Source organism: Streptomyces sp. NPDC102283 (assembly GCF_044766265.1).
GTDB lineage: Bacteria > Actinomycetota > Actinomycetes > Streptomycetales > Streptomycetaceae > Streptomyces.
In genome coordinates this window covers 189,133-214,915 of sequence record NZ_JBIWLQ010000010.1, presented here as the reverse complement: position 1 = coordinate 214,915, position 25,783 = coordinate 189,133, and the positions used below count along the sequence as shown (strand labels likewise).

Sequence of the window (25,783 nt, the reverse complement as noted above, 5' to 3'; positions counted from 1 at the left end):
TCTAGTCTTCCAGGCATGACGAAGCCGCCGCAGACGAATCCGGGCCGCAGTCCCGGCAGCACCCCCCGTCTTCTTCCGGAGGTGACTCCGGCCGTCACGCACGACGCGGTCGTGATCGTGCCCGGCATCATGGGGAGCGAGCTGTACGACACCGTCACCGGGAAGGTGCTCTGGGGGCTGGCGCATCCGCAGTGGCTCGCCAAGGCCTGGCTGACCCGGGACGGTCTCGCCCCGCTGCATCTGACGGCGGAGGAGAAGGCCGGGGAGTACGGGCGGATCCAGCCGCGCAGGCTCCTGCGGACCCCGGTGTGGATTCCGTTCGTACGGGGCATCGAGCCGTACCACAAGCTGACCCGGGCGATCGAGGAGACCGTCGCCCATCCCGACGCGGTGCTGCCGTTCCCCTATGACTGGCGGCTGCCGGTCGAGGTCAACGCCCGGCTCCTCGCGGCACAGGCGCGCAAGCATCTGGAGCGGTGGCGCGGGCACCGGGCCCACACCGCGGCCCGCCGCCGGGCGCTCGACGAGCGCGAGGGGCGCCTCGTCTTCGTCGCCCACTCCATGGGCGGGCTCGTCACGCATGCGGCGCTCACTCTGGGCTTCGACGACGACCTGGCGGCCGACACCCGGGGAGTCATGACGCTGGGGACGCCGTTCAGGGGCTCCGTGGTCGCGGCGAACATCCTCAACGCGGCGCAGGGCGCGCCGCTGCCGCTGCCGCACCGCAGGCTCGCTGCCCTGGCCGCCGCGATGCCGGGCGTCCATGACCTGCTGCCCCGGTTCGTCTGCCTGGAGGAGGGCGCCGGGGCGCGCCGGCTCACCCCGTCGGACGTCGGCGCGCTCGGCGGTGACGAGGAACTCGCCAAGACGTCCGGGGAGTTCTTCGACCGGCTGGCCGGGCACGAGCTGCCCCGCCACCGGCCGGTCGCCGGAGTGCACCAGGACACGGTGCAGTCCCTCCGGCTGGAGAACGGCGAGGTCCTGGCGTCCGAGTACTGCTTCCGCACCCACCGCAACGGTGAGTTGAGGCGTGACGGGAACGGGGTGGCTCTCCGCTTCGGCGCCCGGGGGGACGGTACGGTCCACCGGGATTCGGCCTCCGTGAAGGGCGGGGCGGTCCCGATCGCGCTCCAGCACGGTGCGCTGGCGAGCGGCCGGGCGGCCCGGCACGCGGTCGTCGACTTCCTCCTGGAGGAGGACGACCTCGGCCCGGACCAGGCCGACGAGGGCGTCGGCCTGACGGTCCCGGACTACGTGACGCCGGGGGCGGCCTGGTCGCTCCGGATCACCGGGACCGACGACCCGTCCGGGATCGACTGCACGGTGGCCTCGGTCGACGGGTCCGTCCGCCGCCGGGCCCGTCCGTACGCGGAGGACGGCGACGCGCTGACGGCCGACGTGGAACTCCCCGAGGCCGGGCTGTACCGCGTCGTGGTGGAGGCCGACCGGCTGCCCTCGCCGCTGACGCAGCTGGTGTTCGCGGGCCCCGACGGCACACGGCCGCCGGAGCGCTGACAGGGGCCGGGCCGGCCCCGCGGGTCGGGGCCGCGCGGGGGCGGGGCGGCCAGAGGGAGGGGCGTCCGGGGGAGGGGCGGCCGCCTTCCCGCCCGACGCGGGGCTTCCCGGCCCGGACGGGGGGCGACGGGTCCGGACGGGGGCGACGGGCCCGGCCCTCAGATCAGCCCGTGTCGCATCGCGTAGCCCACCGCGTGGGCGCGGTTGCGCAGTTCGAGCCGGGTCGCGACCTCGTGCAGCACGTTCTTGACGGTGCGTTCGGAGTACGAGGTCTTCTGCGCGATCTCCGCGGTGTCGCAGCCCTCCGAGACCAGCCGGATCATCTCCGCCTCGCGCACGGTGAGGGTGGAGAGCGTGAGCCCCCGGGGGTCGAGCACCGTCCGCTGGAGGGAGCTGACGTGGTCGAGGAGTTTGCCGAGCAGATCGCCCGGCAGGACGCCTTCGCCGTTGGCCATCGCCCGCACCAGGTGGACGAGCCGGTCCTGGTCGGCCTCACCGCGCCGGAGGACGGCGGCGACCCCGCACTCGATCATCGTCTGGAGGGCGCCCGACTCGAAGAACCCGACGACCAGCCCGGTGCGGGTGGAGGTATTGCGCTGGAGGCGGTGCAGGAGCTGGACGGTGGGATCGTCCACCATGTCCACCACGACCAGGGAGACCTGTGCCCGGTCCGCCTCGGCCTCCGGCAGCAGTTCTATCTCGGGCCGCACGCGCAGTTGGTGGATCATGCCGGTCTGCAGGATCAGGTCCTCCGCGTACACCGCCACGGAGACCCTGCCTCCGGGCGCTCCCCCGGAGCCGGCCGTACGGCGGTGCGCCGCGTCGGGCCTGCGGTAGTGCCCGCGCGTCGCCGTGCCGCTCGCCGTGCTGTTCGTCGTGTCCGTGATCGTCGTCATCGTTCCGTGCCCGTCTTCCTCAGGTACTTCAGCCCGATATGCCTGCTGGTGCTCGTGTCGCCCCCACCGTTCGGCGCGCAGGGCGCGCGGGCCCGCGGAGGGGGCAGGGGGACACCGTGCCGGGGGGCCCGCGGGGCACCACCCCTGCCCGCTCTTTGCCCTCGCGTCTCTGCTGCCGGGTGGTGCGGGCGGCCTACCGTCGCAGAGTGACCACATCTGCCGAACTCGAAAGCCCCACGGTGACGGTGTCGCCTGGCGGTACCGCGACGACCACCCTGACCGTGCGCAACGACGGCGACATCGTCGAGGCCTACACCCTCGAAGTGGTCGGCGACTGCGCTGCCTGGAGCACCGTCGAGCCGGCACGTGTGTCGCTGTACCCGGGCACCTCCGAGACGGTGACCCTGAAGTTCGCCCCGCCGCGCTCCCACGAGGTCCGGGCGGGCGAAACCCCCCTGGCCGTACGGGTTCTGCCCGTGGAGCGGCCCGAGTCGGTGGTGGTCCCCGAGGGCACGGTGACCGTGGAGCCCTTCCACGAGCTCCGCACGGAGCTGGAACCGCGCCGCCGCCGGGGCTGGCTGGGTGCCCGCTTCGGCGCCGCGGTGCAGAACCGGGGGAACACCCCGGTCGATGTGGCCCTCGCGGGCAGGCAGGCGGGGGAGGATCTGCGGCTGGCCTTCACGCCGGACCGGAAGCGGCTGGAGCCCGGGGAGTCGGCGGAGGTCCGGCTGAAGGTCCGGGCCCTGAAGCTGATCTGGTTCGGCGAGCCCGTCACCTGGCCGTTCGAGGTCCGGGCGACCGAGGGCGCCGAGGGGGAGGCCGAGGACGAGCAGCCCGGTGGCCCCGAGCCGCTGCCCGGGGAGTTCGCCCAGATACCGGTGCTTCCCAAGTGGCTGCTGATCGTGCTGGCGGCGCTGCTGGCCCTGCTGCTCGCGTGGTTCGCCCTGGTGCGGCCCGCGGTGAAGAGTACGGCCGAGCAGGCGGGAACGAAGGCCGCGCAGAAGGAGAACGAGCGGGGCAAGGAGCAGGGGTCGACGCCGCCCGGCAGCGCGGAGAACCCGGCAGGAGGCCAGGGAGAGGGCGCCGGTCCGGATGGGACGGGCCCCGGTACGGGCGGGTCCGGACCGGGCGGCTCCGGACCGGGCGGCTCCGGCGGAGGCGGGGGCTCCGGCGGGAGCGGTCCCGGTGGCGGTGCACAGCACTCCAGGACCATCGACGTGAAGACCGCGGCGGGAAGCTCGAAGGAGGGCGTCTACAAGGTTCCGGCCGGGAAGGTGTTCGGCGTCACCGACATCGTGGTGGCGAACTTCCAGGGGGACGAGGGCATCGTGACGATCTCCTTCGGAGAGAACAAGATCACGACGATCGCGCTGGAAACCTTCCGCAACCAGGACTATCACTGGGTCACCCCCATTCAGGTTCCGGAGAACGCCACCGTCACCGCTTCCGTCACCTGTGCCAAGCCCGGCACTCCGGCCACCGGTACGCAGGCTTCCGGGTGCCATCAGGTTCTGAATGTCAGCGGCGAACTGAGCGATCTCGCACGATAGAAACAGCGACGCCGAGCGTTCTGCTTCGCCTGTCGACGAGACAACAGCAGAAACCCGGTCGAGAGGAAACCCGGCGTGCCGGGCCGTGGCGGATTCGCCCTCCCGGATACACCAGAGGTCTCGACCAGTTCGGTCGTCCGCGGCGGCGGCAGCACCGGAACAATATCCGCATCCGGTGGCCGCGGGCACGAACGTGCCTGTTCAGAAACGGTCCTGACGGTCTGCCGACGATCGGTGCCTGCCCGTTCGGAACTTCCCCGCGCCCGCTTCCTCCTTCCGTACCGGGCCGAATCCGCATACCTTCTCGGCGCATTCTGGCCGAATCGCGTCACCTCGGAGCGTTTCCCCGGTGGCCCCGGACGGCGGTCGACCTTCCGGGGTTTACCGGGAAAAAAGAGATACCAAACACATCAGGTCCCTGGCGCGGCGCCCTCCCTTTCCACCAATCCCCCGTCAGGGCCGGCGGCATCGGGCCGTTCCGTAACACGCTGTTCCCGTTCTCTTCATGTCGCGCGGGGAATGCGTGCCCGCTCCGCGAATACGGCGACCGTTCGGGCCGGCCCGCCAAGGGCAGCGTTACCCGGCGTACGAGGGCCCGGAAAGGCAGCCTCATTGCCCTGTGTCCAGGACTCTGGGGCCTACTCCCCGCCCGGCCGGACGGTCGAGACTGGCCAGTGATCGAGTGACCATCCAGAAGGAGCGAGCATGCCGTCGTACCTCACCCCCGGTGTTTACGTGGAGGAGGTGCAGTCCGGAGCACGGCCCATCGAGGGTGTCGGCACCGCGGTCGCAGCCTTCGTCGGCTTCGCAGGGACGGGCCCCTTCCATCAGCCGACGCTGGTGACCAACTGGGACCAGTACGTGCAGACGTTCGGCGCGTTCACCGCCGACACCTATCTGGCGCACGCCGTATACGGCTTCTTCGCCAACGGCGGCGGCGCGGCCTACATCGTGCGCATCGGCGGCCCCGCGGAGGGCACGGCCCAGGGCGCGGTCGCCCAGGCCCCCGCTCCCGTCGCGCTCGGCGGGTTCCTCGTCTCCGCCAGGCCCGGCACGGGCGCCGACCTCTCCGTGGAGATCACCGACGCCGAGGGCGAGAACCCCCCGGAGGACCGCTTCCGGCTGCTGGTGCGCCAGGCCGGCAAGGCCGTGGAGACCTATGACGTCTCCACCCGCAAGAACGTCAAGGGCTATCTGGTCACCCAGGCCCGCGACTCCAGGTTCGTCCAGGTCACCGAGCAGCCCGGCACGGCCCAGAGCCGCCCCGAGAAGCAGACCGTCGCTCTCGCCCCCGCCGCCGCGGGCGCCCCGGGCTCCGGTGTGGCACGGCTCGACGCCTCGGAGTACGTGGGTGACGCCTCCGCGCGTACCGGGTTCTCCGGCCTCGAAGCGATCGACGAGATCACGATGGTCGCCGTCCCGGACCTGATGAGCGCCTTCCAGCGCGGCGACATCGACGCCGAGGGCGTCAAGACCGTGCAGTTGGCGGTCATCTCGCACTGCGAGCAGATGGGCGACCGGGTCGCCGTCCTCGACACCCCGCCGGGCATGAACGCCCAGCGGGTGCGCACCTGGCGCAACGAGGACGCCGGTTACGACTCGCGCTACGCGGCCCTCTACTACCCGTGGGTCAAGGTCTTCGACCCGGCGAGCGGCCGCAACTCCCTGGTCCCGCCGAGCGGTCACGTGGCCGGTGTCTGGGCGCGCAGCGACAATGAGCGCGGTGTCCACAAAGCCCCCGCCAACGAGGTCATCCGCGGCGCGGTCGACCTGGAGATCCGCCTCAGCAAGGGCGAGCAGGACCTCCTCAACCCGATCGGCGTGAACTGCGTACGCGCCTTCCCGGGCCGCGGCATCCGCATCTGGGGCGCGCGCACCCTCTCGTCCGACCCGGCCTGGCGCTACCTCAACGTGCGCCGCCTCTTCAACTACCTGGAGGAGTCGATCCTCCTGGGCACGCAGTGGGTGGTGTTCGAGCCGAACGACGACCGCCTCTGGTCGAGCATCCGGCGCAACGTCACCGCCTTCCTCACCGAGGAGTGGCGCCGGGGCGCGCTGTTCGGCCGCACGGCCGAGGAGGCGTTCTACGTCCGGTGCGACCGGAGCAACAACCCGCAGGAGTCGATCGACCTCGGTCAGGTCGTCTGCGAGATCGGGGTGGCCCCGGTGAAGCCCGCGGAGTTCGTGATCTTCCGCCTCTCGCAGTTCTCCGACAGCACCAGCCTCGTCGACGAGTGACCCTCGCGGTCCTCGGCGCACCCCTTAACCTCCCTTCCGACAAGAACAGGTGACACAAAGTCATGGCAGAGGGCGACGCTCTTTCCACCCACGTCTTCGGCGTACAGCTCGGCGGCTATCTCGTGGAGTCCATCCAGGAGATCAGCGGCATGACCGTCGAGGAAGAAGTCGTCGAGGTCCGTCAGGTGACCGCCGAGGGCAAGCAGATCATCCGCAAGCAGCCGGGCGCCCGGCAGGCGGGCGAGGTGACGATCACCCGCGGGCTCGACCAGAGCAGCGAGTTCACCACCTGGATCAAGGAGACCCTCAACAACGGGGCCGTCGACACCGCGCGACAGAACCTCACGATCGAGATCAAGGACTCGACCGGTGAGACCGTCCGCCGCATCCAGCTGATGCAGGGCTGGGCCTCCAAGTGGGAGGGCCCCTCCCTCAAGGCCGGCGAGTCCAGCGCGGCGACCGAGACGGTGACCATCACCTTCGAGGAGATCGTGGTCGAATGAGGCGCCGGACCGTTACGCCGGGCAGCGGCCTCGAAGAGGTCCTGGACAATCTCGCCGCGGCGCCCGCCGCACGCGAGGAGGCCTCCGCGCCCGCGCCCGCCCGCCCCCGGGAACGGGAACGGGAGACACTGCAGACGGAGTTCGCCTTCGAGCTGCCGCGCGGGTACGTCGACGACGAGGGCCACGTGCACCGCAGTGGCACCATGCGGCTCGCGACCGCCCGGGACGAGCTGCGCCCGCAGATCGACCTGCGGGTGAAGGAGAACCCGGCGTATCTGTCCGTGGTGCTGCTGAGCCAGGTGATCACCCAGCTCGGCACGGTCACGGATGTGCACGCCGGGATCGTCGAGCGGATGTACGCGACCGACGTGGCGTTCCTCCAGGACTTCTACCGCCGGATCAACAGCGAGGGCCACACGCATGCCGCGGTGACCTGCCCGCTGTGCCACGGGTCGTTCGAGGTGGACCTCTCGGGTGGGCGCCTGGGGGAATCGTGACGTACGCGCTTCCCCGGCTGCGGGAGGAGATCGCGTACGTCGCCTACCACTTCCATTGGCAGCGTGAGGACATTCTCGACCTCACCCACGGCGAGCGTCAGCAGTGGGTGCGGGAGATAGCGCGGATCAACACCCGCGTCAACGAAGGCGGGTGATCGTGTGGGGCTCGGGGACTGGCTGCGCCGGGCGGACCGGCAGCGCTCCGGCGCACCCTCGCGGGAGGGCGGCGGGCACGCCGACGTGTCGGCCGTACCCGCTCCCGTCCCGGACTCCGGCCCTGCTTCCGCAGCCGGTTCCGACCCCGACGCCGGTTCCGGGTTCGGCTCCGACTCCGGCTCCGGTTCCTCGGCGGCTTCCGGCGGGGACGGCGGCGGCTGGGACGGCGGCTGGCGGCGGGTGGCCCCGCCGTCGGTGACCGTCGCCCGGTCCTCGATCGGTGTGAGCGACGGGCTGCGGTTCCGCTCGCGGCTGGCCTCCTGGCAGAACCCGGCGCTCGGCGGTGAACTCGGCCACTCCGTCCTGCCCTCCGCCCCGGTCGGCCTCATCCACGGCGTCACCCGCCCGGGCGGCGCACGGTCCGCCTCCCCCGGCGGACCACTGCTGCTGCGTGCGGTCCGGCCTGCGGACGCCGACGAACCCGCCGGTCCCGCGACGGACCTGCCGTCCGCCTCGGCGAACCGGACGGCGGGCAGGGACGGCAGGACGAACGGCGGTACGGGAAAGGGGAGGCCGAGCCCTGGATCGCCGCCGGTCCAGCGGTCGGGCGCGGCGCGTGCCCCGGCCCCGGCCACATCCACCGCGAACCGCTCGTCTTCGGTCAAGCCGGGTGCGTCGGGCGGATCGAGTGCGTCCGGCGGATCGAGTGTGTCGGGCGGATCGGGTGCGTCGGGATCAGCCGTCCCGTCCGGCTCCGCGGCCCCGTCCCGGTCGTCCGTGCCCTCCGGTGCGCGCACCTCCGCCGCCGTACGTCCGCAGCGGATCGCCCCGCCGCTGATCGTCGCCCGCCGTCCGGCGATGCCGCTGCGGCAGATCGCCGGGCTCATGCCCGCCACGCCCACCGTCCCTTCCGCTTCTTCCACGTCCTCCGGTGCCGCGCCATCGGCCGCACCGTCCGCTCCGGCTGCCGCCGCCTCCGTCCAGCGGGCCGTCCCCGAGCGGCGGAGCGGTCCGGACCGTACGGTTCCGCAGGACGGCACCCCGTCTCCCGGCCGTCCCTCCGACCGGCCCGCCGCCGACGTGGTCCGTCCCGCCCTGGGCAAGCCGCTGCGCGAGATGCCCGCCGGGGCCAGGCCGGCCGGTGCCGGCGGACCGGCCGGCGTCGTTCCGTCCGCCCCCGCGACGGCCCACCCGGCGGCGGAGATGCCGGTGCTCCAGCGCCAGGCAGCGGACCCGCCGAGCGCGCCGGGCCTTCCGGCCACGACGCCCACGACCCGTTCGACCCGTTCGACCCGTTCGACCCGTTCGACCCGTTCGACCGGCTCGACCGGCTCGACCGGCTCGACGAAGCCGCCCGCGCCTGGACCTGGGCCTGCGTCAGCGCCCGCACGGCAGCAGCAGCAGCCGACGCCGGATGCCCGGTCCCAGCCGTCTCCGTCACCCCAGTCCTCCGAGCGCGCCCGACCGTCCGATCCGCCGACGCCATCGGGGCCCTCCCCCGCGGTGCCGCCGGCACCGCGGGCCGACGCCTCCGGCAGCGCACGGGCCCGCGCGCGGGGCGGGATCGGCACGCCGCTGCCCTCCCTGCCGCCCACCGCCCGGCTCGGCGGCGACGCGCCGCTGCTCGGTGACCGCGCGTCCGCCGGGGCGCGGCCGGATCCGGGTCGGCCCCAGGGCACCGGGCCCGCTGTTCCTGCCCCCGCTCCGGCGCCTCCGGGCACGCCCTCCGCGATGCCGGTGCGGACGGCTTCCGTCCCGCCCGCCGTACCCTCGGCGCCCTCGGCGCCCGCCGGGCCGTCGTCCGCAGGCCCGGCCGTCCAGCGTGCGGCGGCCCCCGCCCGTGCCCGGACCGGTCCGGCCTCCGCCGCTCCCCCGCAGCCCGTACGCGTCCGGCCGATCGCCCGGGACCGTACGGACCGGGGCTCCGGCAGTACGACGCTGTCACCGTCAGCGTCGCCCACGATCCAGCGGTCGCGGACTCTCCTCTCCGGCCGCGCCCTGACGGTGAACACCGGTTCCGCCGAAGGGTTTTCGGCGCCTCCGACGACGGCGACGGCGGGCGGCAGCACCGCGCGCCCGGTCGTGGCGGCCACCTGGCGGCGCGACGTACGGCAGCCGGGCACCGGCACTCCGGCACCGGGCTCCGGCACCGGGCCGACCGGCGACGGGCCGAGCATCGGCCCCCAGCGGCCGACGTCCTCCGGTACGGCACCGGGGCCCCTGGTCCAGCGCTCGGCGACCGAACACCCCGCGCACCGGGGTGGCGACGCCTCCACCGAACCGGCCCGAGGCACCGCGAACCGGAGCGCCCAACCCACCGACCGGCACGGCGGGAGCGCACCGGGTCGCGCGCCGGGGACCACGTCCACCCCCGCCGGGCGCGGTCCCTCCGCCGGTGGCGTACTCCAGCGACTCGTACGACGGTCCGGGCGGGCCACCAGTCCCTCGCCCACGCCGCCCGGCACGCCCTCGCCGCAACGGGCTTCCGGGCCGACGCCCCGCCGGAGTCCACAGCAGGTTGCCGCACGGCGCGCCGCCCCGGCCCCGGACCGGGCCGCCGTCCCGGTCGCTCCCCCTGCCTCTGCTCCTGTCGTCCAGCGCGCCGTGCCGCTCCCGCACGCCCTGCCCTCCCGGCCGGCGATGCCGGGTGCCGCGCCGGTTCCTCCGGCGTACGCGACCGGCGCCGCCGCGCGCCCCGTTCCCGTCGTCCGACCGCATCCGCCCGCGGCGGCGCGTGGGGAAGCCGCCGTACCCGTACAGCGGCTGCCGATGCCGGTGGCGCCGGACAGCACCGGTCCACCGCTCACCGGACCCGCGCCCGCGGGCGGCGGCGCTCCCGGCGCGTCGCCCGCACTCTCCGTACGGGTGCCGCCCCGCACCGCCCCCGCACAGACCGCCGGAGCGGGCCGCCCGGAGAGCAGGGCGCAGGCCGTCCAGCGCGCGGCGGCGAGCGCCGGAATCACCGGGGTCCCCGTGCGGGCGGCCCCGGCGAAGCCCGCGGCCGGGGCGACGGAGGCGGCCACCGGCTCCGACGCTTCCGACGCTCCGTCGGCGAACCGGATGAGCGGAACGGAGATCGAGGAGCTGGCCCGCCGACTCCTCGACCCGGTGAGCCGGCTCATCCGCGCCGATCTGCGCCGGGGCCGGGAACGCACCGGGCGGCTCCACGACGGCCGCCGCTGACGGGCGACCGCCCCGGCCCACCCGCGCACGCCCCGTACGAGAGACAGCAGAGAAGACGAGAGACGCATGACGGACAACATCTTCGCGACGAGTGTGTTCTTCAAGCTCGCGATCGGCGGCAGCGACCTGGGCGCGTTCCACACCTGCTCCGGCCTGGGCGCCGAGGTGGAGATGGAGACGTACGCCGAGGGCGGCAACAACGGTTTTACCTGGCAGCTGCCGGGGCGGATCACCTGGACGAACATCACGCTGACCCGCCCGGTGACCGCCGACACCCTCAAGATCGCGCGCTGGCTCAACGAGACGATCCAGCGGGTCGAGCCCAAGGACGGCGAGATCGTGGCGCTGCGCCCCGACCTCAGCCGGATCATCAGCTGGCAGGTGCACGGCATCGTGCCGGTGCGCTGGCAGGGGCCGTCCTTCGACCCGGCCAACTCCCAGGCGGCGATCGAGACGCTGGAGATCGCGCACGAGGGCCTGGAGCCCTCCTGACCGGCACCAACAGCACCAACGCATCCGACAGGAACCGGACGAAGGAAGGAGGAACGCAATGTCACCCGCTCTCCGCGCGAGCCGTGCTCGCGCCCAGCTGACCATCATGGAGCCGCCGTCGACCGTCGGCGCCAAGCCCGGCGGGGCGCTCGCCCGTCTCACGTTGCAGTTCAACCCGTCGAAGCTGTCGCTGAGCAAGACCACCGAGTGGCGGCGTACTCCGTCCCGGATGGCCGGGCAGTCCGCGCTGCCCGAGTTCGTCGGCAGCGGGCCGCGGGCCCTGTCGCTGGAGGTCTTCCTGGACGCCACCGCCACGCACGACAACTCCGTGGAGAAGGCGGTGGAGCAGTTGATGACCGCGTGTGTCCCCACCCCCAAGAGCCTGGCCCGCAAGACGCCCGCCAGCCCCTGGGTGCGCTTCGACTGGGGGACGTCCAAGACGACCTCGTTCGACGGGGTGCTCTCCAACCTCTCGGTCTCCTACACCCTGTTCGACGTCGACGGGAAGCCGCTGCGCGCCACCTGCTCCCTGTCGATCGAGGAGGCGAGCATCGGCCCGGCCGGCCAGAACCCCACCTCGGGTTCGAAGGAGGCACGGCGCACGCACCGGGTCGTGGCCGGGGACAGCCTGCCGCTGCTGGCCTGGCGGGAGTACGGCGACGCCACCGCGTGGCGGACCATCGCGCACGCCAACGACATCGACGACCCGATGCAGTTGACCCCCGGCCGGGAGCTCCTGGTGCCCGGCCGGGCGGACCACCTGACGGAGGAGAGCCGATGAGCGGCAAGGAAGCCCCCGGCCGTTCCTTCGCCGCCGACCCGGTCGTCGAGGCGCCCGCCGCGCTGCCCGCCGCCTGGGCCACCCAGCTGGTGAGCTGTGTGGTCGACGAGAACGTGGGTCTGCCGGACACCGCCGTGCTGATGTACCGGGACCCCAACCACACCTTCCTCACCGCGACCGGCATCGGCATGGGCACCCCGCTGAAGATCTCGGTCGTCACCGCGCGGGACCGGGCGCCCGAGCGGCTGTTCACCGGGGAGGTCACGGCGGTCGAGCTGGACACCGACACCACCGGATCGTTCACCGTCGTGCGGGCGTTCTCCAAGGCGCACCGGCTCCAGCGCGGCCGGAAGGTCATGGCGTACCGGAACATGAAGACGGCGGACATCGTCCGCAAGGTCGCCGCCGGCGCGGGTCTGGCCTGCGGGCGGATCGAGGCCGCGCCGGTCACGTACAAGCAGGTGACCCAGCCGAACGTGTCGGACTGGGAGTTCCTCCAGCACCTCGCGGCCGAGAGCGGGGCCACGGTGCGGGTGGACGACAAGGGCCGGCTGCAGTTCACCAAGCCGGACCCCGCCTCCTCGGCCCCCTCGCCCTCGACCTCCGCCGCGAGAGACCCGATGGTCCTGGAGTACGGGAACAACCTGCTGGCCCTGCGCGCGGTGCTGACCGGGGCGGACGGGGCGGACAACGTCGAGGTGCGCGGCTGGAACGTCGACACCAAGACCCGGCTGGTGGCCCGGCAGCAGTCCGTCCGCAGCGACACCGTCGCCCCGGGGATGAGCCCGTCGACGGCGGCCAAGATGTTCGGCTCGGGCTCCCGGACCACGATCGCCGACACCCCGTACCGCACCCAGGCGGAGACCCGTGCCGTGGCCGGTGCGCTCGCCGCGTCGGTCAGCGCCGGCTTCGGCGAGATCGAGGCGGTCGCGTACGGGAACCCGCAGCTGCGGGCGGGCATGCCGGTGGCCCTCGGCAACGTGGGACCCGCGTTCTCCGGCCGCTACACCGCGACCGCCGCGCACCACGTCCTCGAACCGGACACCGGCTACCGCACGACGGTGATCGTCAGCGCCTCGCCGGACCGGTCGCTCTCGGGGCTGGCCTCCGGCGGGAACGCCCCCTCGCGCGGCCCGCGCATGCCGGGCCTGGCGATCGGCGTGGTCACCGACATCCGCGAGGAGGGCCGGGGCCAACGCGGCTGGGTGCGGCTGAAGTTCCCGTGGCTCGACGACACGTACGTCACCGACTGGGTCCGTACGGTGCAGTGGGGCGGCCAGGGCGGCGGCGGGGTGTTCAGCCCCGAGGTCAACGACGAGGTGCTGGTCGGGTTCGAGCAGGGGCTGCTGGACAGTCCGTACGTGCTCGGCGGTCTCTACAACGGGGTGGACAAGCCCTCGCCGCACGACGTCCCGCTGGTCGACCCGACGAGCGGGAAGGTCAACCGCCGTTCCCTGGTGTCCCGTTCGGGCAACCGGCTGGAGCTGCTCGATGCCCCGCGCGGCCCCTCAGGGGTGCGCATCGCCAGCGGTGACAAGCGGCTCGACGTGATGCTCGACGAGAAGAAGGGCGAGATCACGCTGACGGTGAAGGCCCGCGGCGGCACCCGGGAACTCAGCTCGGTGACGCTGTCCGCTTCGGGCATCACGCTCGACGCGGGAGCCACGGGCGACGTGAACATCACGGGCCGCTCGGTGACCGTCAACGGCAGGACGGGGGTCACGGTCGACGGCGGACTGCTCGCGGTCCTCAAGGCCAAGCTCATCAGGATCAACTGACCGCCCGTCCGCCTCCCGCCCGTCCGCCACGAAGTCCGATCGCCCCGAAGTCCCCTTCACAGCTAGGAGAACCCCGGCCATGCCCCCCGCAGCCCGCACGGGCGACAGCACCGCCCACGGCGGCCTCATCGGCACCCCGCCCCCGGGTGCGGTGGCCGTGGCCACCGTGCTCATCGGCGGCCGGCCCGCGGCCGTCCCCGGGAGCCTCCACGTGTGCGTCGTCCCTCCGCACGCCGCGCTCGGGCCGGGCAACGTGATCATGCCCAACCCGGCCGCCGCGCTCACCGGCCAGGTGCTGATCGGCGGGCTGCCCGCCGCCCGGATGCGGGACAACACCAGCTGCGGCGCGCCCATCATCAGCGGGGCGCCGAACGTCCTGATCGGGGGCCCGATGTGAGCGGCGGCGGATTCATCGGGCGCGGCTGGGGCTTCCCGCTGCGGGTCGGGCCGACGGGCGGGATCGCGCTGGTCGAGCGGGACCGGGAGATCGAGGAGGCGATCGGGCTGATCCTCGGCACCGCGCCGGGCGAGCGGCCGATGCGCCCGGAGTTCGGCTGCGGCATCCACGACTACGTCTTCGCGCCCGGCGACGGGGCTACGGCCGGGCGGATCGCGCAGGAGGTCCGCACCTCGCTGGAGCGGTGGGAGCCGCGCATCGAGGTGACGGACGTGGTGATCGCGTTCGACGCCGTCGAGGAGGGCACGCTCTACATCGACGTGCACTACACCGTGCGGGCCACCAACGACCTGCGCAACCTCGTCTTTCCCTTCTACACGATCCCGTCGTCGGAGGGCTCCTCCGAGGGCTCGTCCGGTGCCGCCCGGGAAGCGGGAGTGCGCTGATGGCCCTGCCTTCGCCCAACCTGGACGACCGGCGCTTCCAGCAGCTCGTCGACGAGGCCAAGCGGTACGTCCAGCAGCGCTCCCCCGAGTGGACCGACCACAACGTGTCGGACCCCGGGGTCACGCTGATCGAGACGTTCGCCTACCTGGTCGACCAGTTGCTGTACCGGCTCAACCGGGTGCCGGACAAGAACTACGCGGCCTTCCTCGACCTGCTGGGCGTGACCCTGTTCCCGCCGGCCGTGGCACGGGCCGAGATCGACTTCTGGCTGTCCGCGCCGCAGCCGGAGACCGTGCACCTCCTGGCCGGTACGGAGGTGGCGACCGCGCGCGGGGAGGCCGAGGAGCCGGTGGTGTTCTCCACCTCCGGCGACCTGCCGATCGTGCCGAGTTCGCTGGTCCGGCTGGTCACCGCCCCGGTGTCGGGCGAGCAGACGGACCGGACGGGACCGCTCGGGGCGGGCAAGGACATCCCGTGCTTCCAGGCCCGGCCGGAGCCCGGTGACGCCCTGCTGTTCGGGCTGCCGACCGCCGTGCCCCGGTGCATCGTCGCCGTCCGCCTCGACAGCCGGGTGGAGGGCGTGGGCGTCGACCCGCGTCAGCCGCCGCTGGTGTGGGAGGCGTGGGACGGGGCCCGCTGGGTGACCTGCGTGACCGGCACCGACAGCACCGGCGGGCTGAACAGGCCCGGCGAGGTCGTCGTGTTCGTCCCGTCCGGGCACACCGCCTCCGTCGTGGCGGGGACCCGGGCGGGGTGGCTGCGCTGCCGGGTCACCGCCCCGGAGCCGGGCCAGCCGTTCTACTCGGAGTCGCCGACGATCCGGGAGGCCGAGGTGTTCACGGTCGGCGGCACGGCGGCGGCCGAGCACGCGGAGACCGTCCTCGACGTGCCCCTCGGGCTGTCCGAGGGCGTCGCGGGGCAGCGGTTCTCGGTGAGCCGGGCGCCGCTGCTGCTGGACGGGGAGCCACCGGTCGTCCAGGTGTCGACGGACGAGGGCTGGCAGGTGTGGACCCCGGTCGAGCACTTCGGCGCGTCCGGCCCCGGTGACCGGCATGTCCGGATCGACGCCGTCGCCGGGGAGTTCGCGTTCCCTCCGGAGGTGCGGGAGCCGGACGGCACGATGCGCACGTACGGCGCGGTGCCGGAGAAGGGCGCCCAGCTGCGCGTTCCGCGCTACCGGACCGGTGGCGGCGCGGCGGGCAACGTCGCCCGGGGCGCGATCTCCGTGCTGCGCAGCTCGGTGCCGTACGTCGCGGGCGTGAACAACCGTGAGGCGGCGACCGGCGGCGTCGACGGGGAGACCGTGGAGAACGCGAAGGTGCGCGCGCCCAACATCCTGCGGGTGCAGGAGCGGGCGGTGACGGCCGAGGACTACGAGGTCATCGCCCGGGAGGCCGCGCCGTCGCTGCGCCGGGTGCGGTGCCTGCCGGCGGTGGCGGGCGAGGCCGGTGCGGTACGGGTGCTGGTGGTGCCCGACGCGACCGCCGACGAGGACGGCCGGCTGCGGTTCGAGCAGCTGATCCCGTCGGACCCGGTGCTCGCGGCGGTCACCGAGCGGCTCGACGAGCGGCGGCTGGTCGGCACCCGGCTGGTCGTGGAACCGCCCGCCTACCAGGGCGTCACCGTCGTCGCCCGGCTGGTGGCCGCGCCCGGCGATGTGGACCGGGTCCGGGCGGAGGCGCTGGAGGCGCTGTTCCGGCACATCGATCCGTTGCGGGGCGGGGCGGACGGCCGGGGGTGGCCGTTCGGCAGGCCCGTGCAGTACGGGGAGGTCTTCGCCGTGCTCCAGAGTGTGGAGGGCGCAGGTCTGGTGGAGGACGTCCGGCTGTTCCCGGCGGACCCGATCACCGGGCGGCGCGGGGCGGCGGTGGACCGGGTCGACGTGGCGCCGGGGGCGTTGGTCTTCTCGCACCAGCACCAGGTGGTGGTCACCGCGAACGGGGCCGGTGGGAGCGCGTGACGCGGGCCGCGATACCCGGACTGCCCAGCCGGTACCCGATCGGCGGACTGCTGCCCGCCCTGTACGCGGACGACGACCTGGCCCAGCGGTTCACGGCGGGCCTGGACACGGTGCTGGCCCCGGTGCTGTCCACCCTGGACAACCTGCCCGCCTACTTCGACCCGTCGCTGGCCCCGGCCGACTTCCTGCCCTGGCTGGCGTCCTGGGTGGGCGTCGAGGCCGATCCGGCGTGGCCGGTCGAGCTGCGCCGGGCGGTCGTCGCCCGCGCCGTGGAGCTGCACCGGTGGCGCGGCACGCGGCGGGGTCTCGTCGAGCGGCTGCGGCTCTGCTGCGGTGTGCACGCGGACGTCCGGGACGGCGGGGGCGCCACCTGGTCGGCCGAGCCGGGCGCGGCTCTCCCGCCGCCGCCGACCGGCGAACTGCTCGTCCGGGTCTGGCCGGTGCGCGAGGGCGTCGCGGTGGACGCCCGCCGCGTCCTGGACGTCGCCACCGCCTCGTGCCCCGTCCACCTCACCTGCCGGGTGGAGGTCCTGCCGGGCCCGCCCGGAGAGCCCGAACAGACAGGAAGCTGACGTGATGCGTTCGTGCCCGGCGTGCGGTACGGCCAACGGCGAGAGTGACGACTTCTGCGGCAACTGCGGCGGATACCTGGGCTGGTCCTCCCAGCCCACACGGCCGACGCGACCGGCGACGCCGGAACCGGAGCCGGACCGGGAGCCGGAGCCGGAGCCGGAAGCAGCAACACCGGTGGCGGAGGCCAGGCCCTCGTCGGCACCGGACACGCCCCCGGACACGGCCCCGGAACCGGTTGGGCCGCCGAGGACGACGCCGCCGGCGCCGCCCGCACCGGACCCGGGTCCCCCCGCGCCCTCCCCCGCCCCCGTACCGACTCCTCCACCCGCGCCTGCCCCTGCCCCTTCGCCCTCGCCCTCGCCCTCGGAGCGGCCCGAACAGCCGCCGCGCCCCGAACAGCCGCCCGCGCCGCCCCGGTCGGCTCCCGCTCCCGCTCCCGTACCGCCGCAGCCCACCGCGCCCCCGGCCCGGCCCGTACCGGTGACACCGCCCGTGCCCCCGGCGCGGCCCGCTCCCGCTCCCGTACGCCCCGGAATCCCGGCCCCCGCACCGGCTTCCGGGAGTGCGTCCGATGCGGACGAGGAGAACGAACCGATCGGGGCCGTGCGGCCGGCCAGGCCCGTGGCCCGACGGCCCGTGGTGCGGCCGGTGGCGGCGGACGAGACCCCGGACGGCCCGCCCTGCCCGGCCTGCGGCACGCCGAACCTCCCAGGGCGTCAGTTCTGCCGGCGGTGCGCCGCTCCGCTCCGGCCCCGGGAACAGCCCGCGGCCCTGCCGTGGTGGCGCACCGTGTGGCCGTTCCGCCGCCGGGTACGCGGCGGTTCGGGCCGGGCGCTGCGGCGGACGCTGCTGGTCCTGGTCGTGGCCGGGCTGCTGCTCGCGGGCTTCCTGTTCTTCCCGCTCGGGCGCTACGTCTACGAGGACGTCCGGGACAAGCTCGGCGGCACGGCGGAGATCAGCCCCACCGGGGTGGCCGCCAGCGCCTCGGCTCCCGGTCACCCGGCGAGCGCGGCGATCGACAGCCTGACGAACAAGTACTGGGGCGCCCCCGCGCTCGGCGCGTCGCTGACCTCCTCGTTCCGGACGCCGTTCCGGCTGGTCGGCGTCGTGGTGTACACCGGCGTGTCGAAGGAGCCGCAGGAGTTCCGGAGGGGTGCGCGGCCGACCCGGGCGGAGCTGATCGTCACCACGAAGGACGACAAGGTGCACAAGAAGACGGTGACCTTCAACGACAAGCCCGGCAAGCAGGAGACACGGTTGGGCATCAGCGACGTCGTCTCCGTCCGGCTGGTGCTGCGGGAGGCGGCCGGCCAGGGTGAGAGCCGGCCGATCGCGGTCGGCGAGATCGAGTTCTTCAAGCGCACCTGAGCAGGCGCGCCCGAGCCGGAAGCCGTCGCTCCGCCCTTCACCCGACACGCCCGGTCCCACTCCGGTCACTGCCGCACCGCGTGCCCCGCGAGGTCACCAACTACCCAGTGGCGATAAGAGAGTTATTGACGATCAAGCATTTTCGGTCACAAACGGCTTCCCTCCGCGCCCCCACTCGGGGTTGACTGGGCATCACCCATGGTGACGCGCCCGCCCACCGGCTCGCCACCCCTGCCCCGACGCCCCGGGCTCCCGGCGGAGGAATGAGGACTGCGATGACCCTCCCACCTCGCACGTCGCCCCGCCGCCCGGCCGCCGGGCTCCCGGCCGCCGCCTCCGGGCCGGCCCGTCCCCTGCCCGATCACCCGGAATGCGTCGTTCACATCGTCCGCCCGTATTCATCAGACGAGGGTCAGCAATGAGCCATATCACGTTACCGGCGTTTCACATGCCCTTCCAGAGTGCCGGATGTCATCCAGGCCTGGCGGAAACCCGTGGGGCAGCCTGGGAATGGGCCGAGTCCGAAGGGCTCGATCTGTCCGTACCGGCCCGGAAGAAGATGATCCGGACCCGCCCGGAATTATGGATTTCCCTCATCTTCCCGCAGGCCGCACAGAAGCATCTCGACCTCTTCTGTCAATGGCTCTTCTGGGCCTTCCTGGTGGATGACGAGTTCGACGACGGCCCGGCCGGACGCGATCCGCTGATGTGCGAGAGAGCGATCACGCGCCTGGTGGACGTCCTCGACGGGGCCGCGCCGAGCGGGCCGATGGAGCGGGCGCTCGCCGGACTGCGGGACCGCACCTGCCGCGGCCGGTCGCCGCAGTGGAACCGGCAGTTCCGGCGGGATACGGCCGCCTGGCTGTGGACGTACTACGCCGAGGCCGTCGAGCGCGCCGCCGGACAGGTGCCGAGCCGGGCCGACTTCGCCAAGCACCGGCGGGATTCGGTCGCCATGCAGCCCTTTCTCTGCCTGCACGAGATCACCGCCGGAATCGACCTCCCGGATTCCGCCCGGAGCCTGCCCGCCTATATCGCCCTGCGAAACGCGGTCACCGATCATTCCGGGCTCTGCAACGACATCTGTTCCTTCGAGAAGGAAGCCGCTCTCGGGTACGAGCACAACGCCGTACGGCTGATTCAGCGCGACCGGGGCTGCACCCTCCAGGAGGCGGTCGACGAGGCCGCTGTCCAACTGGCCCGGATTGCCGAGCGGGTGCAGCGGGCGGAAAAGGAACTGCTCGAGGAAATCGAGGCTGCGGGCATCGGCGGCCCGACCCGGGCGGCCCTGGAGCGCTGTGTCCAGGACTACCGGGGACTCGTACGGGGCGACTTCGACTACCACGCGCGCGCCGAGCGCTACACCCGCCCGGATCTGGTGGAACTGGACGAACGGGACTCGCTGTCCCAGCACTTCGCCGCCTGAACACCCCGGCCCGCGACGACCGTCTCCGCGTGGCACGGCGACCCGAACGTTTCCTGCCGGACGCCGACAGGGTGGGGCGGGGTGCGGTTCGACCGCATGGAAGACTGGGGCCCGCAAGCATGTCCCGGGTCGCCCCACCGACCGGGCCGACGCACGCGTCGTGCCCCCGGTCAGCGACTGACCGGCCGGAATGCCCTGCCTTCCAGCCAGCGTCGTCCTCGGGGAGTCACACGTGAGAGCACAGCGAAGAGTTTGGACCACGGCCGCCGTCACGACGGCGGCCGTGGCGGGTGTCCTGGTGTTCCAGGGAGTGACCGGCACCTCCGACGCCGACCGCGACGGGCGGGCGGCGGACGCCAAGTCCGCCCCGGTGGAGGCCGATGTGCACAAGGCCGCGCTGAAGACCTCGCCGGACGGCGGCTCCGCGTCGCTCGCGCGTCGCGACACCGAACCGTTCAGCCTGCTCGGCGTCACCTGGACCGATCCCGCCGCCAAGGTGACGGGGAGCGTCGAGGCCCGTACCCGCTCCGCCGCCACCGGCGAATGGACCGGCTGGCTGCCCCTGGACACCGAGATCGACGGGCGCACCGAGACCGGCCGGTCCGGCGTCCGCGGCACCACCGAACCCCGCTGGGTCGGCGCCTCCGACGGCGTCGAGGTCCGCGTCCGGGCCGGGGACGGCGCCCGGTCCGGGCTGCCCGCGGGACTGCGGCTCGACACGGTGGACCCGGGTGGCACCACCACCCCGCTCGCCGCCGAACCGGCCGCGTTCGCCGTCGAGGAGACCCCCACCGAGGAGCCCACGCCCGGCGAGGAGCTCCCGGTCACCCCGCCCGCGGAGGACCCGGTCGAGGAGCCCACGGACGATCCTTCGCCCACCCCGACCACCGAGGCCCCGGCGCCGCCGAGCCCCACGCCGAGCCCGAGCACCGAGCCCCCGACGCCGTCCGCCCCGCCGACGACGCCCACCACCGCACCGTCGCCGACGCTCACGCCCGGCCCGCCGTCCACCGTTCCCCGGCCGCCGATCGTCTCCCGGGCGGCCTGGAAGGCGGACGAGTCGCTCAGCACCGAGGCGCCCGACTACCTGGACGGGGTCAAGGCCGTCTTCGTCCACCACACGGCGCAGACGAACGCGTACTCCTGCGCCGACTCGGCGGCCATCGTGCGCGGTCTGCACACGTACCACGTGCAGTCGAACGGCTGGAAGGACCTCGGCTACAACTTCATCGTCGACAAGTGCGGCACGGTCTTCGAGGGCCGCAAGGGCGGTGTGGACCGGCCCGTGATGGGCGCGCACACCTACGGCTTCAACCGGGACACCACCGGAATCGCCGTGATCGGCATGTACACCGACACCAAGGCCGCGACCGCCGCGACCACCTCGGTCGCCCGGGTCGCCGCGTGGAAGCTGGGCCAGTACAAGGGCGACCCGGCAGGTTCCACCCAGCTCACCGCCGGGGCGAACGGCGGCAACTTCGCCGGCCAGAAGTTCGTCGCGGGCAAGGCCTACCCCTTCCGGCAGATCTCCGGACACCGGGACGGGTTCAACACCCAGTGCCCCGGCGGCAGTCTCCACGCCCAGCTTCCGGCCATCCGCTCCCTGGCCGCCGGGCCCGTCACCGGTCTCACCATCGCCTCGGTGACCGGGGCGAGCGCCTCCGGCTCCACGTACTACACCCGGTCGAAGATCACCGTCGGCTGGAAGGCGACCACCCCCTCCTCCTTCGTCAAGGGCTACGAACTGCTCGTCGACGGAAAGCCGGTGGCCACGGTCAAGGGCAACGTCACCTCGGCCCCGGCCACCCTCGCCGCCGGCAAGCACTCCGTGCAGGTCCGGGCCACCCACCAGTCGGGGAAGACGTCCCTGTCCCCGGTCGCGACCGTGGTCGCCGACACCGCACCGCCGGTCTTCTCCACCAAGCCGGCCCTCACCCTGCGCACCGGCACGGTGAACACCACGGCCGTCCCGCTCACCCTGAAGTGGAAGGCCACCGACGCCGCCTCCCTCAAGGAGGTCCGGCTCACCGCCCCCGTCGCGAAGACCTACGGCCCGACCACGACCAGCGCCTCGCACACCGTGAAGCCCGCGAGGGCGACCGCCTGGAAGATGACGGCGTACGACCGCGCGGGCAACACGGCCGCCGCCTCGGTCTCCGGCACCCCGGTGTTCCTCCAGGAGTCCGCCGCCAAGAAGGGCGGGAAGTGGACCACAAAGTCCTCCGGCAGCTACCTGGGCGGCAAGTCGTACTCCAGCAGCACCAAGGGCGCCAGTCTGACCTGGACGTTCACCGGCCGGTCAGCCGCCTGGGTGGTGTCGCGGGCCGCCACTTCGGGGCAGGCATACGTCTATGTCGACGGGAAGAAGGCCGCCACGGTGGACCTGAAGTCCTCGGCCACGAAGTACCGGCAGGCGATCTGGACGAAGTCCTGGTCCGCCGGCGGCAAGCACACCGTCAAGATCGTGGTCGTCGGCACGAAGGGCCGCCCGGCCCTGACCACGGACGGGCTGGTCTACCTGAAGTAGCCGCCCGGACCACCGCACCGCGAGAGGGGTTGGCACATGTCCGACATCGTGGCGGGGGCTTCCCCGCAGGTGAGGACCGTGCACGGCACCGTGCGCGGTGCGGTGGAACGGGGCGTCGCGGTCTTCCTCGGCATCCCGTACGCGGCCCCGCCGGTGGGCGCGGAGAGGTTCCGCGCGCCGAGGCCGCCCGAGCCGTGGACGGGGGTGCGCGAGGCCGTGGCGTACGGCCCGACGGCCCCCAAGCGGCCCTACGCCCCGCCGCTGGACCGGCTGCTGCCGGACCCGGAGGTGCCGGGCGACGGCTGGCTCAACCTCAACGTGTGGACGCCCTCGCCCGGGGCCGCCGGGCTTCCCGTCCTCGTGTGGATCCACGGCGGCTCGCTGGTGCACGGCTCCTCGGCGGTGCCGGTGTACGACGGGACCGCGTTCGCCCGGGACGGGGTGGTCCTCGTCTCGGTCAACTACCGCCTGGGCGTCGAGGGCTTCGGGGTCTTCCCGGACGCGCCCGCCAACCGGGGTCTCCTGGACCAGCTGGCCGCCCTGGAGTGGGTGCGCGACAACATCGCGGCGTTCGGCGGCGACCCGGACCGGGTGACGGTGGCCGGGGAGTCGGCGGGGGCGATCAGCATCGCCGCCCTGCTGGCCTCGCCCCGGTCGGCGGGGCTGCTGCGGCGGGCGGTCCTCCAGAGCGGGGCGCCCGCCGCGCTGCCGCCCGCCGCCGCGCGCGGGACGACCGGGCTGATCGCGCAGCGGCTCGGGGTGCCCGCGACGGCCGCCGCGCTGGCAGCCGTGGACCCCGAGGCGCTGCTGACCGCGCAGACCGAGGTCACCAGCGGCGGGAACCCGCTGACCGGCCGCGCCTCCTTCCAGCTGGTCGTGGACGGCGAACTGCTGCCCCACGACCCGGTGGAGGCGCTGCACGCGGGCGCGTCCGCCGGGATCGACGTGCTGCTGGGCACGAACACCGAGGAGTACCGGCTCTGGTTCGTGCCCGGCGGCCTCACCGAGAGGATCGGTGAGCTACGGCTCCGCCTCGCCCTGCTGAAGTTCGGGGTGCCGGGCGCCACCGCCCGCACCTACCGCGCCAACCGCCCGGACGCCACCCCCGGCGAGATCCTCGGCGCGCTCGCCACGGACCTGCTGCTGCGGGTCCCGCTCAACCGGCTGGCCGACGCCCGGACGCGGGCGCCGGGTGCCACGTATGTGTACGAGTTCGGCTGGCCCACCCCCGTACAGCGCCTCGGCTCCTGTCACGCGCTGGAGCTGGGCTTCGTCTTCGACACGCTCGCCCACCCCGACACGATGGCCCTCACCGGACCGGACGCCCCGCAGGAGCTGGCGGACGCGATGCACCGGGCGTGGGTGGACTTCGTGACGGTGGGGGACCCGGGGTGGCCGTCCTGGGACGCGCGACGGCCCGTCAGGGTCTTCGGTCCGGGCGATCCGGAGCTGGTCCTGGCCCCGCGCGACGACGAGTTGCGCGGCTGGAAGCCGTACAGGCGCTGAGGCCGCGGGGAGCCCCGGCGCGGACCGGGCCGGGGGTCACCGCTGTCGCGCGGTGTCCGCGGGTGGTGCGCTCAGGCGCAGCCGGGTGAGGACGGCGGTGCGGGCGAGTCCGGGCATGATCAGGGCCCACATGGCGCTGACCTGCTGGTGCAGGGCATCGCGCTCGTCGAGGGCGAGCGCGAGCAGCTGCACTCCGCTGTAGCACCCGACGATGGTCCGGGATGCCTCCTCCGGGGTGACGTGGTCCTGGAGTTCGTCGGCGGCACGGGCGGATTCGAGGACGGCGGTGACGGCCCCGAGCGGGCCCGCGTAACTCTCGGCGGTCAGGTAGGGGCCCGGTTCGATCGAGAGGCGCACGGCGGCCCGCAGGACGGGGTCCTCCAGGATGCCGGCGGTGTAGAGGTGGCTGATGTCGATCAGCGCCTGGAGCCAGACCTGGGGAGCCGGGCCCTCATCCGCCTGCTCGGAGATCTGCTGGAAGAACGCGTGCTGACGGTCCAGGATCGCGTTGCCGAGCTGTTCCTTGCCCTCGAAGTGGTGGTGGAGGGCCTCGCGGGAGACTCCGGCCCGGCGCACGATCTCCGAGGTCGACGCACCGGCGTACCCGGTCTGGTCGATCACGACTCCGGCGGCCTCGACGAGCCGCCGGGCCGTGTGCTCGTCGCGGTCCTCGCTCTCCCCGTACTCCTGCATCGCCGTCACGCCTCCCTCGGTCGCCTTCGACGCTACCCGGGGGCCCGGGAGCACGCTCCCGGTACGCGGCCGGATGTCGGGCCTCGCCGAACGAGCGGCCCTCAAGGCCGCAGGGAGATCCAGTGCGGGTCGGGGACCACGGTGAGGATCGCCGAGACCACCACGACCAGGCCCAGGACGGCCTGTTCGCGGCGGGCCAGCCGGTGGGCGGCCGACGGGTCGGCGTCCCGGAGCATCCGCCGCCGGGCCGCCACCGCCAGCACGCTGACCACGGTCATCAGCGCCAGCTTGACCAGCAGGGTGCGCCCGTAGGCGGAGGTGAACACCACGTCCAGCGGCAGCCGGCGCAGGGTCGACGCCGTGCCGGTGGCGGCGAGGGCGACGTACAGCCAGATCGCCAGGCGCGCGTACCGGCCGAGCAGTGCGCGGGCCGCGACGGGTGAGCCGCGCCAGAGCCGCATGGTGCGCAGGACGTGCAGCAGACCGCCGGTCCACAGCGACGCGGCGGTCAGATGGACGACGGTGAGGGCGGCGCCGAACTCCGGGCTGTACGCCTCCGGATGCGCGCGCAGGGCCTCCGCGCCGATGACGAGGGCGAGCGGGGCGAGCGCGAGGGCCGGGCGCCTGCTCGCGGCGCAGACGGCGGCGAGGACCAGGCCGTTGGCGATGAGGAGGAGCAGGCCGCCCTCGCGGGTGCCGTAGGTCTCGGTGATCCCGAGATCGCTGACGGCGGCGAGCCGGACGATCTGCCCGGCCGCGGCGGCCGCCCCGGCGAGCGAGGCGTACACCGCCCAGCTCCGCACGGCGGTGCGGGGACGGCCCCGGACGGGCCGGACGAGCTGCGGGGCGAGGAGTTCGCCGAGGTGGAGGGCGAGCGCGGCGAACAGGACGGTGCGGAGCACGGTGGTGAGCCCCGCGCCGGGTATCCGGAGCTCCCCGGTGCCGCGTGCCACGAGGCCGGGGCCGAGCAGCGCCACGAGGAGCGCGAGGACGCCCGCGGCGCAGAGCAGGAGGGGAGCGGTCCAGGAGCGTCCGGCCCGCGGTCCGGGCGGTCCCCCGGGTATCCCGCCGGCGAAGGGCGCGCCGTCCGTCGGCGCCGGTACGGCCACCGCCGCGGGCTGGCCGGGCCCGGTCGGCGCGGCCGGGTCGGCAGGGGGTCCGGAGAACATCACGGCTCGATCCTGGCCGGTGGACAAAGGCACAGCAAGCCGCGCACGGTGGACGGATGGCCCGGAAGACTCCGTGAGGGACTCCCCCGGACGAACCCGGCGGCCGGCCCCGACATCGCGGGGCCGGC

21 protein-coding genes are annotated in these 25,783 nt (G+C 73.7%); 18 read left to right on the top strand and 3 right to left on the bottom strand.

Going from position 1 to position 25,783, the window contains the following annotated elements:
• The first annotated feature begins 15 nt into the window (after window positions 1–15).
• The gene (locus ACIRJT_RS21415; protein WP_403911392.1) at window positions 16–1,515 is read left to right on the top strand and encodes an esterase/lipase family protein; all 1,500 of its coding nucleotides are present in this window, start codon (window positions 16–18) and stop codon (window positions 1,513–1,515) included.
• Between the two features lie 158 nt (window positions 1,516–1,673).
• Here ACIRJT_RS21415 and ACIRJT_RS21410 read toward each other — a convergent pair whose 3' ends face one another.
• Entirely contained in the window at window positions 1,674–2,411 is a 738-nt protein-coding gene (locus ACIRJT_RS21410; RefSeq protein ID WP_403911390.1) for a LuxR C-terminal-related transcriptional regulator, read from the bottom strand.
• A 239-nt stretch (window positions 2,412–2,650) separates the two neighbouring features.
• Here ACIRJT_RS21410 and ACIRJT_RS21405 point away from each other — a divergent pair, with 239 nt between their 5' ends.
• The 17 genes from ACIRJT_RS21405 (at window position 2,651) to ACIRJT_RS21325 (ending at window position 23,793) form a co-directional block, all read left to right on the top strand.
• Entirely contained in the window at window positions 2,651–3,961 is a 1,311-nt protein-coding gene (locus ACIRJT_RS21405) for a hydrolytic protein (protein ID WP_403911564.1), read from the top strand.
• A gap of 705 nt (window positions 3,962–4,666) precedes the next feature.
• A complete protein-coding gene (locus ACIRJT_RS21400) occupies window positions 4,667–6,199 on the top strand; it encodes a phage tail sheath family protein (protein ID WP_403911388.1) in 1,533 nt (510 codons plus the stop codon).
• Window positions 6,200–6,261: 62 nt separating this feature from the next.
• Window positions 6,262–6,702: a phage tail protein gene (locus tag ACIRJT_RS21395; RefSeq protein WP_073802749.1), complete on the top strand. Its 441-nt coding sequence runs from the start codon at window positions 6,262–6,264 to the stop codon at window positions 6,700–6,702.
• Window positions 6,699–7,199 (top strand): hypothetical protein, encoded by a 501-nt coding sequence (locus ACIRJT_RS21390; RefSeq protein WP_403911386.1) that lies wholly within the window; start codon window positions 6,699–6,701, stop codon window positions 7,197–7,199. Before ACIRJT_RS21395 ends, ACIRJT_RS21390 begins: the two co-directional genes overlap by 4 nt.
• On the top strand, window positions 7,196–7,354 hold the full coding sequence (locus ACIRJT_RS21385; RefSeq protein WP_003966147.1) for a DUF6760 family protein: 159 nt from the start codon (window positions 7,196–7,198) through the stop codon (window positions 7,352–7,354). Before ACIRJT_RS21390 ends, ACIRJT_RS21385 begins: the two co-directional genes overlap by 4 nt.
• Window positions 7,355–7,358: 4 nt before the next feature.
• Window positions 7,359–10,538, top strand: coding sequence for a hypothetical protein (locus tag ACIRJT_RS21380; protein ID WP_403911384.1), 3,180 nt, complete (start codon window positions 7,359–7,361; stop codon window positions 10,536–10,538).
• Between the two features lie 66 nt (window positions 10,539–10,604).
• Window positions 10,605–11,030, top strand: a complete 426-nt coding sequence (locus ACIRJT_RS21375) for a phage tail protein (protein WP_007457195.1) — start codon at window positions 10,605–10,607, stop codon at window positions 11,028–11,030.
• A gap of 58 nt (window positions 11,031–11,088) precedes the next feature.
• Window positions 11,089–11,811 carry a LysM peptidoglycan-binding domain-containing protein gene (locus ACIRJT_RS21370; protein WP_361326005.1) on the top strand — a complete coding sequence of 241 codons (723 nt, stop codon included), beginning with the start codon at window positions 11,089–11,091 and terminating at the stop codon, window positions 11,809–11,811.
• A complete protein-coding gene (locus tag ACIRJT_RS21365) occupies window positions 11,808–13,589 on the top strand; it encodes a VgrG-related protein (protein ID WP_403911382.1) in 1,782 nt (593 codons plus the stop codon). The genes ACIRJT_RS21370 and ACIRJT_RS21365 overlap by 4 nt, the downstream gene beginning before the upstream one ends.
• 79 nt (window positions 13,590–13,668) lie before the next feature.
• Window positions 13,669–13,986, top strand: a complete 318-nt coding sequence (locus ACIRJT_RS21360; RefSeq protein WP_403911381.1) for a PAAR domain-containing protein — start codon at window positions 13,669–13,671, stop codon at window positions 13,984–13,986.
• Window positions 13,983–14,432 carry a GPW/gp25 family protein gene (locus ACIRJT_RS21355; protein ID WP_403911379.1) on the top strand — a complete coding sequence of 150 codons (450 nt, stop codon included), beginning with the start codon at window positions 13,983–13,985 and terminating at the stop codon, window positions 14,430–14,432. The genes ACIRJT_RS21360 and ACIRJT_RS21355 overlap by 4 nt, the downstream gene beginning before the upstream one ends.
• Window positions 14,432–16,393, top strand: a complete 1,962-nt coding sequence (locus ACIRJT_RS21350) for a putative baseplate assembly protein (RefSeq protein ID WP_403911378.1) — start codon at window positions 14,432–14,434, stop codon at window positions 16,391–16,393. The genes ACIRJT_RS21355 and ACIRJT_RS21350 overlap by 1 nt, the downstream gene beginning before the upstream one ends.
• On the top strand, window positions 16,390–16,965 hold the full coding sequence (locus ACIRJT_RS21345; protein WP_403911376.1) for a phage tail protein I: 576 nt from the start codon (window positions 16,390–16,392) through the stop codon (window positions 16,963–16,965). Before ACIRJT_RS21350 ends, ACIRJT_RS21345 begins: the two co-directional genes overlap by 4 nt.
• A gap of 790 nt (window positions 16,966–17,755) precedes the next feature.
• The gene (locus ACIRJT_RS21340; RefSeq protein ID WP_403911374.1) at window positions 17,756–18,334 is read left to right on the top strand and encodes an NADase-type glycan-binding domain-containing protein; all 579 of its coding nucleotides are present in this window, start codon (window positions 17,756–17,758) and stop codon (window positions 18,332–18,334) included.
• A 448-nt stretch (window positions 18,335–18,782) separates the two neighbouring features.
• Window positions 18,783–19,760, top strand: a complete 978-nt coding sequence (locus ACIRJT_RS21335) for a terpene synthase family protein (protein ID WP_403911372.1) — start codon at window positions 18,783–18,785, stop codon at window positions 19,758–19,760.
• 232 nt (window positions 19,761–19,992) lie between these two features.
• Window positions 19,993–22,287 carry a peptidoglycan recognition protein gene (locus tag ACIRJT_RS21330; RefSeq protein ID WP_403911370.1) on the top strand — a complete coding sequence of 765 codons (2,295 nt, stop codon included), beginning with the start codon at window positions 19,993–19,995 and terminating at the stop codon, window positions 22,285–22,287.
• Window positions 22,288–22,323: 36 nt separating this feature from the next.
• On the top strand, window positions 22,324–23,793 hold the full coding sequence (locus ACIRJT_RS21325) for a carboxylesterase/lipase family protein (protein ID WP_403911369.1): 1,470 nt from the start codon (window positions 22,324–22,326) through the stop codon (window positions 23,791–23,793).
• 36 nt (window positions 23,794–23,829) lie between these two features.
• Here the strand turns inward: ACIRJT_RS21325 and ACIRJT_RS21320 are convergent, their stop codons facing one another.
• A complete protein-coding gene (locus ACIRJT_RS21320) occupies window positions 23,830–24,486 on the bottom strand; it encodes a ScbR family autoregulator-binding transcription factor (protein ID WP_403911562.1) in 657 nt (218 codons plus the stop codon).
• 101 nt (window positions 24,487–24,587) lie between these two features.
• Entirely contained in the window at window positions 24,588–25,655 is a 1,068-nt protein-coding gene (locus ACIRJT_RS21315) for a CopD family protein (protein ID WP_403911368.1), read from the bottom strand.
• Window positions 25,656–25,783 lie beyond the last annotated feature (128 nt).

Excerpts from the sequence above, each read along its gene's own strand:
- ACIRJT_RS21415 (WP_403911392.1), top strand. The coding sequence starts at position 16 with ATGACGAAGCCGCCGCAGACGAATCCGGGCCGCAGTCCCGGCAGCACC.
- ACIRJT_RS21410 (WP_403911390.1), bottom strand. The coding sequence starts at position 2,411 with ATGACGACGATCACGGACACGACGAACAGCACGGCGAGCGGCACGGCG.
- ACIRJT_RS21400 (WP_403911388.1), top strand. The coding sequence starts at position 4,667 with ATGCCGTCGTACCTCACCCCCGGTGTTTACGTGGAGGAGGTGCAGTCC.
- ACIRJT_RS21395 (WP_073802749.1), top strand. The coding sequence starts at position 6,262 with ATGGCAGAGGGCGACGCTCTTTCCACCCACGTCTTCGGCGTACAGCTC.
- ACIRJT_RS21390 (WP_403911386.1), top strand. The coding sequence starts at position 6,699 with ATGAGGCGCCGGACCGTTACGCCGGGCAGCGGCCTCGAAGAGGTCCTG.
- ACIRJT_RS21375 (WP_007457195.1), top strand. The coding sequence starts at position 10,605 with ATGACGGACAACATCTTCGCGACGAGTGTGTTCTTCAAGCTCGCGATC.
- ACIRJT_RS21370 (WP_361326005.1), top strand. The coding sequence starts at position 11,089 with ATGTCACCCGCTCTCCGCGCGAGCCGTGCTCGCGCCCAGCTGACCATC.
- ACIRJT_RS21365 (WP_403911382.1), top strand. The coding sequence starts at position 11,808 with ATGAGCGGCAAGGAAGCCCCCGGCCGTTCCTTCGCCGCCGACCCGGTC.
- ACIRJT_RS21360 (WP_403911381.1), top strand. The coding sequence starts at position 13,669 with ATGCCCCCCGCAGCCCGCACGGGCGACAGCACCGCCCACGGCGGCCTC.
- ACIRJT_RS21350 (WP_403911378.1), top strand. The coding sequence starts at position 14,432 with ATGGCCCTGCCTTCGCCCAACCTGGACGACCGGCGCTTCCAGCAGCTC.
- ACIRJT_RS21335 (WP_403911372.1), top strand. The coding sequence starts at position 18,783 with ATGCCCTTCCAGAGTGCCGGATGTCATCCAGGCCTGGCGGAAACCCGT.
- ACIRJT_RS21325 (WP_403911369.1), top strand. The coding sequence starts at position 22,324 with ATGTCCGACATCGTGGCGGGGGCTTCCCCGCAGGTGAGGACCGTGCAC.
- ACIRJT_RS21320 (WP_403911562.1), bottom strand. The coding sequence starts at position 24,486 with ATGCAGGAGTACGGGGAGAGCGAGGACCGCGACGAGCACACGGCCCGG.
- ACIRJT_RS21315 (WP_403911368.1), bottom strand. The coding sequence starts at position 25,655 with ATGTTCTCCGGACCCCCTGCCGACCCGGCCGCGCCGACCGGGCCCGGC.